Below are 13,769 nucleotides of genomic sequence, written 5' to 3'. Positions count from 1 at the left end.
CGGTCATGTTATTCAGTGGTGAATTCGTCAACGGCGTAGACCTCGTGGATGTCTGCCTATGGGCGTTCACGATCTTCTTCGTCATCCTGATCTATTACCTGCTGCGCGAGGGCGCCCGCGAGGGCTACCCGCTGGAAGAAGACACAACGGGCCGTTCCGAAGGCGAGGGGATCTTCTTCTTCCCGCCGAAGAAGACGTTCAACCTGCCCAACGGCCGCGGCACGATCGACATGAGCTACGGCCCTGCCGATACCCGCCAACATGCCCTGAAGCGCACCGCCCCCTGGCCCGGCGCGCCGATGGAGCCGGATGGCGACCCGATGACCGCCGGTGTCGGCCCCGGTTCCTATGCCGAACGCCTTGACGAGCCAGACCTGAACTGGGACGGCAGTGTCCGGATCGAGCCCTATCGTCTGAACCCGGACTATACGGTGTCGAAGAAAGACCTTGACCCGCGCGGCCTCCCGGTCGTCGGCGTCGATGGTGTTTCCGCCGGCAAGGTTGTCGATCTCTGGGTCGACAAGGCCGAGGCGATCATCCGCTATTTCGAGGTCGAGCTGACCGGCTCGGGCGCCCGCGTGCTCCTGCCGGTGCCGTTCGCCACCCTGTCGAAATCGAAGAAGCAGGTGGATGTCTGGGCGGTGAAGGCCGCGCATTTCGCCAATGTGCCGCGCACCAAATCGCCCGATCAGGTCACCCGTCTCGAGGAAGACAAGATCAGCGGTTATTACGGCGCCGGCACGCTGTATGCGACGCCTGAGCGTGTGGAGCCGCTGCTATGATCGGCTTCCATGACGAGGAAGATGGCGGGGGTGAGCCGGTTCGCGGCTTGCCCCAGGCCCTGCCGGAAGGCGAACGCCTGATCTGGCAGGGACGCCCGGATGCGCTCGCCTTTGCGGTGCATGTCTTCCACATCCGTTTCGTGCTGGCCTATTTCGTCATCGCTGCTGCCTGGCGGATGGCCCATGCCGCCTCCATCGGCGAAACGGCGGCCCTTGGCGGCATCGCGGCCAATACGGTGCTCAGCGCCGTGATCGGCCTCGGACTTGTCTTCCTCATCGCCTGGGCCATGGCCCGCGCGGCGATCTACACGATCACCTCCAAACGCATCGTGCTGCGGTATGGCGTTGCCCTGCCGAAATATGTCAGCCTTCCCTTCGCCCAGCTCGCCAGCGCCGACATGCGCACCTATGGCAGCGGCAAGGGCGATATCCGGCTGACGCTCTCCACCGGGGGCGGCCTCAGCTATATGAAGCTCTGGCCCTTCGTCCGTCCGCTGCACATCTCCCGGCCACAGCCGATGTTGCGCGGCCTGAAGGATGCAGCCAGCGTCTCGGTGGTTCTCGCCCGGGCGATCTCCGCCCATGCGCCCGACAAGGTCCGCGTCAAGGCGGCGCCCGCGCCCGCGCCGGCCGCCAATCCCGCCCTCCCGGGCATCACGCCCAGCCTGACCTGAAGAACTCAAGGAAGGATGCCTGCCATGCCCGCCCGCGCCCAGCCTGCCCCGCCCCCCGCGAAGGCACATACCCACAATCATGATGCATCCCCCCCCAAGGCGCTGCTGATTGCCTGTGCGGCGCTGGTGGTCTTTGCCCTGATGGGTGTATCAGTCGTCCGCCTCACCGGCACGACCCACACCTCCGACTGGCGGCCGATGACCGTCGAGACGCTGACCTTCCGCTTCGCCGATGCGGAAAACGGCGCCATCCTCGCCATCAATGACGCGACCGGCGCGCTGGTGCACCGCTGGGACCCGGCCACGGGCGGCTTCGTGCGCACATCGCTGCGCTCGCTGGCGCAGAAGCGCGACCGCAACGGCGTGGGGCAGGAGCCTGCCTTCGCGCTGCACCTGACCGCGAACGGCAACTACATCCTAGAAGACCCCTCGACCGGCCAGTGGGTCGCGCTCGATGCCTTCGGCAAGGACAATGTCAGCGAGTTCGACAAACTCTTCCACGAAGCGAGGATCCTGCATTGAGCCGCCGCACCTTCACCGTACCCTGCACCATCCGTATCCGGCACACGTTCGAGTCGCTGGAAGCGCATGTCGAACTTGACGGGGGCATCGAGCCCGGCATCGGTGACCGTGTCATCGTGCACGGCGCCCCGGTTTCCGTTCCCTTCGGCCAGGGCCTGACGCTTCGCCGCGAGGCGACCGTCACCCGCGCCAATTTCATAGAGCGGGCCTTCACCCGCCTTCACGCCATGTTCCTGCTCACCGAACTCTATGAGGTGAGTTTTTCTGATGGGAGGGTCTGACCCATGACCGCCGCTGCTGCCACACTCACGCCGGATGAAATGCGCGTTCTCGAAGCGCCTTCGAAAGCCTTCGACACAAACCGCATCGCGATGCAGGAAACCATGCTCGCGCCGCGCTTCTACACCACCGATTTTGCCGCCGTCGACAAGATTGATGTCTCCGGCGTGCGCGAGGAATGGGATGCGCTCCTCGCCGAGATGAATTCCGATCCCAACCGCACCCACTTCAAGCGCACCGATGAATTCGACAATATCCTCGACACGCTGCCCGAAGACCTTCGCGCCGAGTTCGTCGATTTCCTCGTCAGTTCCCTGACATCGGAATTCTCCGGCTGTGTCCTCTACCGCGAGATCACCCGCCAGGTTCAGAACCCGGACATGGCCGCCCTGTTCAAATATATGAGCCGCGACGAGGCCCGCCATGCCGGCTTCATCAACTTCGTGCTGAAGGATTTCGGCATCGGCGTCGATCTCGGCTTCCTGACGAAGAAAAAGAAATACACTTACTTCAAGCCCAAATATATCTGGTACTCGGTCTATCTCTCCGAGAAGATCGGATATGCGCGCTACATCACCATCTTCCGCCAGCTGGAGCGCCACCCCGAATACCGCTTTCACCCGATCTTCAAATGGTTCCAGCAATGGTGCAATGACGAGTTCCGCCATGGCGAGGCCTTCGCCATGATCATGCGCGCCAATCCGGACCTCCTGAAAGGCGGTAACCTCTACTGGATCCGCTTCTTCCTGCTGGCCGTCTACGCTACCATGTATGTGCGCGACCATCGCCGCCCGGCCTTCCATGCCGCCCTCGGCGTTGATCCGACGGAGTATGATTACGAAGTCTTCCGCGTCACCAACGAGATCGCCCGCCAGGTCTTCCCGGTGGAACTCGACATCGACGCGCCGGCCTTCCGCAAGGGCCTTGAAAAGCTCCGCCAGACAGCCGACAGGATGGACGAGGTAAAGGGCAAGGGCCCCATCGCCTGGCTCCGCCGCAAGGCGCTGGCCGCCTCTGCGGGCATGACTTTCATCGGGCTCTATTTCCTCCCGGTGCGTAAGAACAAGCTGCCGGAGACCGTCCGTCTCCAGCCGGTCTGGTAAGCGGGGGCGGGGCAGGGCGAGAGATATGCTGGATTACGCGCCCCCTGTGGTCTTTGCCGCGCTGGCCTGGTGGCTCAGCACGGGCGCAATCCTGTTTCTCATCGGCCTGCCGCGCGCCACCTTCCGCTGGACGGCGCTTGGCGCAACGGCACTCCTAGCGCTCGCCACGATGCTCGTCATTGCCCTGCGCAATGATACCAGCGTCACCGCCGCCTATGCCGGCTTCGCCGCCGGTCTCATGCTCTGGGCCTGGCACGAAGTCATGTTCCTCACAGGCTTCCTCGCCGGCACAACACGTGCGCCGTGCCCGGAAGGTCTCAGCCCCTTCGCCCGCTTCCGCGCCGGCGTCGCCGTCATTCTCCATCATGAGCTGGCTATAACGGCCCATGCCATCCTCCTGGTGGCGATCAGCTGGGGCGCGACCAACCAGTTTGCACTATGGACCTTCCTGATCCTCTGGATCATGCGCATCAGCGCCAAGCTCGTCGTCTTCTCCGGCGCGCCCAACATCGCAGACGGCTTCCTGCCGGGCCATCTCGACTACCTCAAATCCTATTTCAGCCGCTCCCGCCCGGGCCGCATCTTCGTGCTTGCCATCCTCGGCGTCACCAGCCTCTCGGTGCTCCTTGCGCTGACGGCTTTCGGCCACGCGCCCGGCACCTATGAATCCGCCGGCTTCCTGCTGCTCACCGCCATCGTGATGCTCGCCCTGATCGAGCACTGGGCGCTGGTGCTGCCGGTGCCGGACCCCTCGCTCTGGGGCTGGGCCATCAAGCCCGCCGCTCAGGACCCCGCCCTTCCGAAACCACAAGATAGCAGAAATACAATATAGATGGCATACAACTCCGACAACAGAGGGAGCATCCCCATGGACTTCGAAACCTATTTCCGCGACTCGCTGGATGCGCTCCGCAAGGAAGGCAACTACCGCGTCTTCGCCGATATCGAGCGGGAGCAGGGCGCCTTCCCGAAGGCCGTCTTCCACGGGCCGGACGGGCAGAAGCCTGTGAAAGTCTGGTGCTCGAACGACTATCTCGGCATGGGCCAGCATCCCGATGTTCTCGCTGCCATGCACGGCGTCCTCGACAGCTGCGGGGCCGGGGCAGGGGGCACACGGAACATCTCCGGCACCAACCACCACCACGTCCTGCTGGAACAGGAATTGGCCGACCTTCACCAGAAGGAAGCCGCCCTCCTCTTCACCTCCGGCTATGTTTCCAACTGGGCGACGCTCGGCACGCTCGGCGCAAAGATCCCGGGGCTGATCATCCTGTCGGACGCGCTGAACCATGCCTCGATGATCGAAGGCATCCGCCACAGCCGCGCCAGATGCGTCGTCTTCCGCCATAATGATCCGGCGGACCTGCGCGAAAAGATTGCCGCGCTCGACCCTGCCGCGCCCAAGCTCATCGCCTTCGAGAGCGTCTATTCCATGGACGGCGACATCGCCCCCATCAAGGAGTTCTGCGACATCGCCGACGAGTTCGGCGCGATGACCTATCTCGATGAGGTTCACGCCGTCGGCCTCTATGGCCCGCGCGGCGGCGGTATCGCAGAGCGTGAAGGCCTGATGCACCGCATCAGCATCATCGAAGGCACGCTCGGCAAGGCTTACGGCGTCGTTGGTGGCTACATCACCGGCTCATCCGCCCTCGTTGATTTCGTCCGCAGCTTCGCCTCCGGCTTCATCTTTACCACTGCCCTGCCGCCGCACATTGCCGCTGGCGCCCGCGCGTCCATCCGTCATCTGAAGGTCTCGGACTGGGAACGCCGCCAGCAGCGCGACCGGGTGGAAAAAGTCCGTGCACGCCTGCGCGCCATCGGCATCCCGACGCTGGAAAACCCCAGCCACATCGTTCCCGTCATGGTCGGCGATCCGGTGAAGTGCAAGATGATCTCGGACTGGCTGATGGAGCGCTACGGCATCTACGTCCAGCCGATCAACTATCCGACGGTCCCCAAAGGCACAGAGCGCCTGCGCATCACCCCCAGCCCCGTCCACACCGACGCCGACATCGACGCCCTCGTCAGCGCTCTGTGCGATCTCTGGTCCCACTGCGCGCTGGCACGGGCGGTGGCGTAGTCCCCTTCGCCGCTCTCCCGCGCGGAGCACTTGTCCTCCCCCGCTAGCGGGGGAGGTGGCAGTCGGCTTGGCCGGCTGACGGAGGGGGGAGCCCCAACCCCTACCGGTCAAACAGCTTCGAAACGCTCTCTTCATTCGCAATCCGGCGGATCGCTTCGCCCAGCAGCGGCGAGATCGGCAGCACACGGATTGTCTTGGATTTCCGCGCCGCCTCCGAAGGCTGGATTGTGTCGGTCATCACGAACTCATCCAGCACCGATTTTTCGATCCGCTCCACTGCCGAGCCTGACAGCACCCCGTGCGTCACATAGGCCGAGACAGACGCCGCGCCATTCTCCTTCAGCGCCGCGGCCGCATTCGCCAGCGTGCCGCCGCTGTCGCAGATATCATCCAGCATGATGCAGCGCGCGCCCTTCACGTCGCCGATGATGTTCATGACTTCCGACTTGCCCGCCTCCGGCCGCCGCTTGTCGACAATCGCGAGGTCAGCATCGTTCAGCCGCTTGGCCAGCGAGCGTGCGCGCACCACCCCGCCCACATCCGGCGAGACGATCACGATCTTGTCGCGCCCATAGCGCTCCTTGATATCGTCCACCATCACCGGCCCGCCGAACAGATTGTCGGTCGGGATATCGAAGAAGCCCTGGATCTGCCCGGCATGGAGGTCCACCGTCAGCACGCGGTCGGCGCCAGCGGTAGAGATCAGGTTCGCCACCAGCTTGGCGGAGATCGGCGTGCGCCCATCGGTCTTCCGGTCCTGCCGCGCATACCCGAAATAGGGGATCACCGCCGTGATCCGCCTTGCCGAGGCGCGCCGCAGCGCGTCCATCATGATCAGCAGCTGCATCAGATTGTCATTGGCAGGGTAGGAGGTCGACTGGATGACGAACACATCCTCGCCGCGCACATTCTCGTCGATGCGTACGAAAATCTCCTGGTCGGCGAAGGTTTTCACCTCCGAGCGCGTCAGGCGCATGTCCAGGTAATCGGCAATCGCTTCTGAAAGCGGCCGGTTCGCATTGCAGGAAATAAGTTTCATGACCCTAGCCCTTGTCTGCCCGCCCGGTTCGCGACGCTTTTGTAACAGCCTCGGCTGACTCGCAAGTCACAGGAAACTGGAATCCCGGGCGCTTCAGCAGCCCTCATGCAAGAATCGTGACCACCGAGGCATTGCGGCCATAGTCGGCCTCCCCGCGCAGGTGGCGACGGCGGTTCGAGAAGTAGGCCGCCTCCATCCCGCAGGTATCATGGCCAAGATTGAAGATCGCGCCCACGCCCGCCCGCTCCAGCTGCCTCTGGCAGAAGCCCGGCAGGTCAAAGTGCAGCCGGTCGCCCCGGCCCGGCCGGAACAGGCCTTCGCAGCTCGAATCCCCGGCGAGGAACGCCTCGCGGAATTCCGGGCCCACCTCATAGCTCTCCTGCTGGATCGCCGGGCCGATGGCCGCCCGGATGCGCTCCGGCTGTGCCCCCAGCACCGCCATCTCGCGTACCGTGTTGACCAGCACGCCCGCCAGCGCCCCTTTCCAGCCCGCATGTGCCGCCCCGATCACGCCTGCCTCGGGATCAGCGAACAAAACCGGCGTACAATCAGCCGACAGCACGCACAGCGCGATGCCCGCCACATCCGTCACCATCGCGTCCGCCTTCGGCCCGGTCTCCCATGGCGCCGTCACGCGCACCACATCCGGCGAATGCACCTGATAGCACGAGACGAGCGCGGCCGCGCCCGCAATGGCCGCAATCCGCGCCCTGTTTTCCTTGATGTTTTCCGGCGCATCAGCTGAACCCGGCCCGGTATTGAGGCTCTCATACAGCCCTTCCGAAACCCCGCCCCGGCGCCCGAAAAAGCCATGGAACAGGCCCGGAAAGCCGGTCAGGATCGGGGCAGACTCATAAGGCGGATGCATCCCCACCAGAGCTGCCCCCCGGCCCCCGCCGCGTCAAGGGGCAGGGGCCCGGCCACCTGCCTGCCGCTTCGGCATGGTCAAACGCCCGTGTCTCTGCTAGGCGGGCGCCAAATCCACCTCACAGCGCCTGTTTCCTCCCCAGCCGCCCGCCCGCCGGAAAGCCTTTTCTTATGACCACCGCCCTCGAAAAGATGCGCAACATCGCCATCATCGCCCACGTTGACCATGGCAAAACGACCCTCGTCGACGAGCTCCTGAAACAGTCGGGCACCTTCCGCGCCAATGAAAAGACGGCCGAGCGGATGATGGACTCCAACGATCTCGAGAAAGAGCGCGGCATCACCATCCTCGCCAAGACCACCTCGGTCGAATGGAACGGCTACCGCGTCAATATCGTCGACACCCCCGGCCACGCCGATTTCGGCGGGGAAGTCGAGCGCATCCTCGATATGGTGGACGGCGTGATCGTCCTCGTCGATTCGGCCGAAGGCCCGATGCCGCAGACCAAATTCGTCGTCTCGAAAGCGCTGAAACTCGGCCTGCGCCCCATCGTCGCGATCAACAAGATCGACAAGGCCGAGCGCCGCGTCGATGAAGTGCTGAACGAAGTCTTCGACCTGTTCGCAAATCTCGACGCCACCGACGACCAGCTCGATTTCCCCGTCCTCTATGGCTCGGGCAAGATGGGCTGGATGTCGAAACAGTATGAGACGCCCACCGCCAACATGGACGAGCTGTTCCAGCTGGTCGTTGACCATGTGCCGGTGCCGAAAGTCGCCGAAGGCCCGTTCCGCTTCCTGGCGACCACGATTTCCGCCGATCCCTTCCTCGGCCGCATCCTGACAGGCCGCATCGCGTCGGGCACAGTCAAGCCGAACCAGACCATCAAGGTGCTGAACCGCGAGGGCGAACTGGTCGAACAGGGCCGCGTCTCGAAAGTCCTCGCCTTCCGCGGGCTGGAACGCGTGCCGGTGGACGAGGCCTCCGCCGGTGACATCGTGTCCCTCGCCGGCATGACCAAGGCGAACGTCGCCGACACCTTCTGCGATCCGTCCGTGAGCGAACCACTCGCCGCCCAGCCAATCGACCCGCCGACCATCTCGATGACCTTCCGCGTCAACGATTCCCCGCTCGCGGGCACCGAAGGCACGAAAGTCACGAGCCGGATGATCTGGGACCGCCTCCTGAAAGAAGCCGAAGGCAACGTCGCCCTGAAGGTCGAGCGCGCCACCGATGCCGAAGCCTTCACCGTCTCCGGCCGGGGCGAGCTTCAGCTCTCCGTCCTCATCGAAACCATGCGCCGCGAAGGCTTCGAGCTCGGCGTCTCGCGCCCGCAGGTCGTCATGCAGGAAGGCCCGAATGGCGAGAGGCTCGAGCCGATCGAGGAAGTCATCATCGATGTCGATGACGAACATTCCGGCATCGTCGTCCAGAAACTGTCAGAGCGCAAAGCCGACATGCTCGACATGCGCCCCTCGGGCGTCGGCCGTACACGGCTTATTTTCCATGCGCCGACGCGCGGCCTGATCGGCTATCAGGGCGAACTCCTGTCCGACACGCGCGGCACCGCCATCATGAACCGCATCTTCCACGAATACGCCCCCCACAAGGGCAAGATCCAGGGCCGCCATACCGGCGTGCTGATCGCGATGGAGCAGGGCGAGGCGGTTGCCTTCGCGCTTTGGAACCTTGAAGATCGCGGGCCCATGATGATCCATCCGGGCGACAAGGTGTATGGCGGCATGATCGTCGGCGAGCATAACCGCGACAACGATCTCGAAGTGAACGTCCTCAAGGGCAAGAAGCTCACCAACATGCGCGCTTCGGGTTCTGACGAGGCTGTCCGCCTCACCCCGCCGCTGATGATGACGCTGGAAAAGTCGCTTGCCTATATCGCGGACGACGAACTCGTCGAGGTTACGCCGAAAAACATCCGCCTGCGGAAAATCCACCTCGACCCCAACGTCCGCAAGCGCTTCTCCAAGCAAAGCGCCGACGCCTGATCGGCCGGCAACCGGGCAGTGAGGCCGGCGCAGCCTGCGGGCGGCGCCGGCCCGATGCTCACTGCACCTTGAACTCCAGCGGATAGATTGCCCCGGTCTGCGCCACGGGCCGGCCCTCGCGGATCGCGGGCAGGAATTCGGAGCGGCGCACCGCGCGTTCCGCCTCGGACCGGAAGATTTCATCCGTACACAGCGCGCTCACATTCTGCGGCCGCCCGGACACGTCCACATCGAAGCGCACCTCGCAACTGCCGGACACGCCCCGCCGCAGCGCCGCCTCCGGCATCACCGGGGCCGGCGCGCGCACCGGCGTCAGATTGCGCACCTGCACAGGGCTGACCGGGCCGATCATTGGCTGCAGCCCGCCCGGCAGGGGCGTCGGCGGCGCCTCGCCGCGCCAGCCCGTGTCGAAGATCAGCCCGCCCGTCTGCGGCGGCGCGGTGCGCTCCATCGGCGGCGGCTTGGGGACCACATGCGCCACCGGCGGCGGTTGCTTCGTCCGGCCGCTGAGCTTGTCCGGCATCTGCGGCGTGATGATGCCCAGCGCGCGCTGCTCGCCCTTGGCAAGCTCGATCTCGCGCACCTTGATCAGCGCATTCGCGGCCAGGAACAGCCCATAGACCAGCGGCGCCGCCAGCATCGCGGCCAGCGCCAGGCGTCTCGAACCCGTGTCAAAGGGGCCCCTGCTGAAAGGTGCGGTGCTGAGTGCGGGGGTGTGGGCAGTCATGTGGCGTCTCCTCCAGCCTGCGGCAGCGCGCCGGTTGCCGGCCTCTGACTGCCTTGCAGTTTACGCTAGGGAAGGTGCCGCGCCTGTCAAGCGAAAAGAGACTGCTTCTCAATTTCAGCGTGCTGCAGCGCAGAAATGCAAACGAAGCGAGGGGCCATTACTGGCCGGGAATGGCCCCTCCAGCGCCGCGGACCGGGAGGAAACGTGGTCTGGCGCTGTTTCGTAAAGGTCAGAGGCGGGAGATCAGTTCGCCTCGGCGTAGTTGACCGTCACGAGGCTTTTGAAAGCCGGCGACAGCGCGCGCCCAGCCGCGGACTGGTCCGCATGGATCTGCTGGATCGCTTCCTTGACGAGCGAATCGGCGCAGGCCTGATCCACCATCGGCGCACCGATGACCAGCAGGCGGTGCGTGCACAGCTTGCGGGCTTCCCGGCGCAGTTCGCTGACGATCTCGGCCGTTCCGGCCTCGGTCTCCAGCTTTTCTGCGTCGTAATTCATCGTCAGGGTCACTTGGGTCAGGCCGCTTGCGGCCGCGACCGGTGAAAGGATCAGGGCGGCCGCCAGGATCGTTGCAACAGGTTTGAACATAGGTCAGGTCCTTCAGAGTTAGCGCCGGGGTGAACCGGCCGGAAACTCCTCCCGCAGCTGTCCGGGATTGGTGCCTTCTGCGGATCGGGGCCGTGCGGGTGTCCCCGCCCGCGCGCCCCCGTGGCCTCTCCGCAGCGGCCCGGCTCGTGCTGCACCGCAGCAATTATCTCGCATGTGCAACACGGCAATGACGGAGTGCGCCGGGCGGGCGAATAGCAGCCATGCGCGGCCTGCATGCCTCCCCCGCGGGCAGGGGTGCCTGAACTTTGAACAGGTGTTGAAACCTGTCCCCGGAACCGGGGGCCGGAACAGGACCCCGGAACAGGGGATGGACGAGCCGTCCGCAGACTGTAATTTCAAAGGGTTAGCTTTCCCGGGAGTCCTCCGATGCCGATTCGCGCCACTCTTCTCGCCGCCGCTGCGCTGATATGCGGCCTCAGCGCGCAGGCAGAAACGCCCCCCGCCTGTCCGGCAGAGGCGGCCCAGATACTCATCAATATTCAGTATGCGGCGCTTACCGGCCAGATGACGAACTCGAAGGACATCTATGACAATGCCGTCCTCGCGCATCGGCTGTGCCCGGACGATCCGGATGTGCAGGGTCTGTCCGCGCAGCTCTTCGGCCTTCTGGGGCAGGGCATCGAGGATCCTGAGCTGAAAACCGCGCTCTTCGGCCATGCCTATACGGCGGCCATCCAGCAGGATCACGTCTTCCACAATGGTACCGGTACGGAGGTTACCCTGCCGGACGGGACACGGAAAAAGATCTACCCCTTCAGCGACACCTGGAACCTGCTGGAAAAGACTGCCTTCCCGGCCCTGATGGACCTGCTCAATCAGGGCCAGTCGTCCCCGATCTATCAGGACGCGCCGATGGAGGCCTGCCCCTACCAGCGCAATTACAGCCGCGGGATGGAGTATGAAGTCCGCGCCATCCGTGAACGGATGCCCTCCCAGCTCAGCAAGCCGGACACCGTCGCCGCCATCTCCGGCCGGCTCACCCGCCTGCGCGAAGCCTGCCCCGATCAGGCCGGCTATCTCAGCCATGCGCTCGCCTTCCTGCACAACCGCGCCGTCTACGGAATGCTGGCGAGCGAGCCTGCCGAAGCGCGCGAAAACGCCCGCCGCGCGCTCGCCTATGCTGCAGAATACGGCCGCTCGGACCCCGACACGCGCGGCGCCTATCCCGCTGCCGATGCCGACTGGCTCACCCGCATGCGCAATGAACTGCTCAATCGCTATCCGGATCTCGCCGGCGGCTGACCCGCCCCAGCCCTCAGAACAGGAACCGCTCGCGCAGGCCCAGCCCCGACGGCCGGGCGAGCGACACTTCGCCGTCCGCGCTCCGGTTCAGCCGGAAGCGTGCCTGCTCGAACACCCGGTATTGCTCCGCCTGCACCGTATCGACCGCAATGAACCGCGCCTCGCCTGCCTCCGGCGTCAGCGTCAGCTCCAGGTATCCATGCGTCTGCCCACTGACATATCTCACCGCCTTGTTGTCGCGGTTCACCAGCAACGCAAAATCCCGCCCCCGGTCGCCCAGCAGCGCCGGCGAGAAGGGCGAGGGCGAGGTCACCGAGCTCCCGCCGAGTTCCACGCCCGCCTTGCGCACCTCTGCCGTGTAAAGATCATTCGCCCACCAGGCATGGGTGTCCCCGGTCAGCACCACCAGCCCGCGCGCGCCTGCTTCCTCTGCCAGCGCAAACAGCCGCTCGCGCTCAGCCGGATAACCGTCCCACGCGTCCAGCATGACCGGGAGGCGCGCTTCCGCAGCCGCCAGGAACCCCTCCGCCCCGTCCCAGCGCGCGCGCAGCTCGGCAAGGTTCTCCTCTGAAAGATAAGGCGAAATATCCGGCGTGATCACTTGCCCCATCATCGTCTGGTTCGCCAGCAGCGCCCAGCGCCCGCCCGCGCCGGCCAGCGCCGCTTTAAGATGCGCCCGCTGCGCCGCGCCCAACTTCTCCCGCGCGGGGTCTGAAATCCTCGCCCTCAGCGCGTCAATATTATCCGCATACGCAGCAATATCCTCAAAGCCGATGCTGGCGTCCCGCGCCGATACCCGCGTCTCCAGAACGCACAGCCGCGCCACGCGGCCAAGGTCCATCGCCTTGAACCGGTCCGTCCACGGTGCATTCTCCGGCCGGCGCACAGGCATCCATTCATACCAGGCGCGCAGCCCCGCCTCCCGCCGCGCCGCCCAGTCCTCCGCGCTGCCCGCATGGTCCGGTGCGCCGTTGCGGGAGGCGTTGTTCGCAAACTCATGATCGTCCCAGCTCGCAATCATTGCATGGGCCGCGTGCAGCGCCTGCAGCGCCCCGTCCATGCGGTACTGGCCGTAGCGCCGGCGATAGTCCTCAAGGCTCACGGCGTCGCGCGGCGGATCATGCCGCCGCCCGGCCAGTTCCTGCGGCCCGCCTTCATAGCCGCCCGGCGCCGTCTCATAGATGTAATCGCCAAGGTGCAGAACGAGGTCGATATCCTCCCGCCGCGCCAGATGGTCATAGGCATTGAAATAGCCGAGGCTGAAATTCGCGCAGGATAGCGCCGCGATCCGCACCGCGTCCGCTTCCGCTGCCGGCAAGGTCCGTGCACGTCCCGTGGGCGAAACATGGCGCCCCGCAAGGAAGCGATAAAAATACCGGCGTCCCGGCGCGAGCCCGCCCGCATCCACATGCACCGTCCAGTCGCAGGATGCATCGGTCAGCGCGCCGCCCTCGCTGACAACCACCGCAAAATCCGGCCGCTCCGACACCTGCCAGTGAACCTCGACCGGGCCTTCTGTGCCCGCCTGCGGGGTGATCCGTGTCCAGAGGATGATGCGGTCCTCTCGCGGGTCGCCGCTCGCCACGCCATGCGCGAAGGGCAGGGGCGCGGGTGCGCGCGCCGAGGAAAACACCTGCCCGGCGGGCATGTTCGCGCACGCCGCCGGCGCCAGGCCGAGGGCGGTTAAAAGTCCGCGTCTTGAAAGTGAAAGCGCCATCCTGAAGCCGATAGGCACAGGAAACTGAACCTCTGGCAACCCCGTTCTCCGGCGGGTCTATCCACGTTTTTTGGGCGCTCGCCTGAGGCCAATTCTCTGAAAAATATGGAAATAAAAATTT

Annotated in this window: 14 protein-coding genes; 9 read left to right on the top strand and 5 right to left on the bottom strand. The window is 65.0% G+C overall.

The annotated features are described in order from the left end of the window. Nucleotides 1-5: 5 nt before the first annotated feature. From puhA to hemA, 7 genes are read left to right on the top strand one after another with little or no spacing between them, the layout of a single operon-like run. Nucleotides 6-782, top strand: coding sequence for a photosynthetic reaction center subunit H (puhA, locus tag ACK4SV_RS12075; RefSeq protein ID WP_409918085.1), 777 nt, complete (start codon nucleotides 6-8; stop codon nucleotides 780-782). Continuing rightward, nucleotides 779-1,456 (top strand): photosynthetic complex putative assembly protein PuhB, encoded by a 678-nt coding sequence (gene puhB, locus ACK4SV_RS12070; RefSeq protein WP_409918084.1) that lies wholly within the window; start codon nucleotides 779-781, stop codon nucleotides 1,454-1,456. Before puhA ends, puhB begins: the two co-directional genes overlap by 4 nt. 24 nt (nucleotides 1,457-1,480) lie before the next feature. Next, a complete protein-coding gene (puhC, locus tag ACK4SV_RS12065) occupies nucleotides 1,481-1,978 on the top strand; it encodes a photosynthetic complex assembly protein PuhC (RefSeq protein WP_409918083.1) in 498 nt (165 codons plus the stop codon). Further along, complete coding sequence (locus ACK4SV_RS12060) at nucleotides 1,975-2,259, top strand: hypothetical protein (protein ID WP_409918082.1); 285 nt, start codon at nucleotides 1,975-1,977, stop codon at nucleotides 2,257-2,259. The genes puhC and ACK4SV_RS12060 overlap by 4 nt, the downstream gene beginning before the upstream one ends. A gap of 39 nt (nucleotides 2,260-2,298) precedes the next feature. Beyond that, entirely contained in the window at nucleotides 2,299-3,360 is a 1,062-nt protein-coding gene (gene acsF, locus ACK4SV_RS12055) for a magnesium-protoporphyrin IX monomethyl ester (oxidative) cyclase (RefSeq protein ID WP_409918114.1), read from the top strand. A 25-nt stretch (nucleotides 3,361-3,385) separates the two neighbouring features. Then, on the top strand, nucleotides 3,386-4,192 hold the full coding sequence (gene puhE, locus ACK4SV_RS12050; RefSeq protein WP_409918081.1) for a putative photosynthetic complex assembly protein PuhE: 807 nt from the start codon (nucleotides 3,386-3,388) through the stop codon (nucleotides 4,190-4,192). A gap of 36 nt (nucleotides 4,193-4,228) precedes the next feature. Then, nucleotides 4,229-5,443, top strand: a complete 1,215-nt coding sequence (hemA, locus tag ACK4SV_RS12045; protein ID WP_409918080.1) for a 5-aminolevulinate synthase — start codon at nucleotides 4,229-4,231, stop codon at nucleotides 5,441-5,443. Nucleotides 5,444-5,543: 100 nt separating this feature from the next. Here hemA and ACK4SV_RS12040 read toward each other — a convergent pair whose 3' ends face one another. Both ACK4SV_RS12040 and pgeF read right to left on the bottom strand, forming a co-directional pair. Continuing rightward, nucleotides 5,544-6,482, bottom strand: a complete 939-nt coding sequence (locus ACK4SV_RS12040) for a ribose-phosphate pyrophosphokinase (protein ID WP_409918079.1) — start codon at nucleotides 6,480-6,482, stop codon at nucleotides 5,544-5,546. Nucleotides 6,483-6,585: 103 nt separating this feature from the next. Next, nucleotides 6,586-7,350, bottom strand: a complete 765-nt coding sequence (pgeF, locus tag ACK4SV_RS12035) for a peptidoglycan editing factor PgeF (RefSeq protein ID WP_409918078.1) — start codon at nucleotides 7,348-7,350, stop codon at nucleotides 6,586-6,588. 170 nt (nucleotides 7,351-7,520) lie between these two features. On the opposite strand from pgeF, the gene typA reads away from it, so the two are divergent. Then, nucleotides 7,521-9,353 carry a translational GTPase TypA gene (gene typA / locus ACK4SV_RS12030; RefSeq protein ID WP_409918077.1) on the top strand — a complete coding sequence of 611 codons (1,833 nt, stop codon included), beginning with the start codon at nucleotides 7,521-7,523 and terminating at the stop codon, nucleotides 9,351-9,353. Between the two features lie 58 nt (nucleotides 9,354-9,411). On the opposite strand, the gene ACK4SV_RS12025 is transcribed toward typA, so the two are convergent. Next, the gene (locus tag ACK4SV_RS12025) at nucleotides 9,412-10,080 is read right to left on the bottom strand and encodes a TonB family protein (protein WP_409918076.1); all 669 of its coding nucleotides are present in this window, start codon (nucleotides 10,078-10,080) and stop codon (nucleotides 9,412-9,414) included. Between the two features lie 243 nt (nucleotides 10,081-10,323). After that, on the bottom strand, nucleotides 10,324-10,668 hold the full coding sequence (locus ACK4SV_RS12020; protein ID WP_409918075.1) for a UrcA family protein: 345 nt from the start codon (nucleotides 10,666-10,668) through the stop codon (nucleotides 10,324-10,326). A 387-nt stretch (nucleotides 10,669-11,055) separates the two neighbouring features. On the opposite strand from ACK4SV_RS12020, the gene ACK4SV_RS12015 reads away from it, so the two are divergent. Continuing rightward, nucleotides 11,056-11,931 (top strand): hypothetical protein, encoded by an 876-nt coding sequence (locus ACK4SV_RS12015; protein WP_409918074.1) that lies wholly within the window; start codon nucleotides 11,056-11,058, stop codon nucleotides 11,929-11,931. Nucleotides 11,932-11,944: 13 nt separating this feature from the next. Here ACK4SV_RS12015 and ACK4SV_RS12010 read toward each other — a convergent pair whose 3' ends face one another. Then, nucleotides 11,945-13,579, bottom strand: coding sequence for an alkaline phosphatase D family protein (locus ACK4SV_RS12010; protein ID WP_409918073.1), 1,635 nt, complete (start codon nucleotides 13,577-13,579; stop codon nucleotides 11,945-11,947). Nucleotides 13,580-13,769: the final 190 nt, after the last annotated feature.

The sequence above is a fragment of the Hyphomonas sp. genome (assembly GCF_046313735.1).
Lineage (GTDB): Bacteria > Pseudomonadota > Alphaproteobacteria > Caulobacterales > Hyphomonadaceae > Hyphomonas.
Note: the sequence above shows the minus strand (reverse complement) of the source record. Positions and strands in the feature narration are given on the sequence as shown.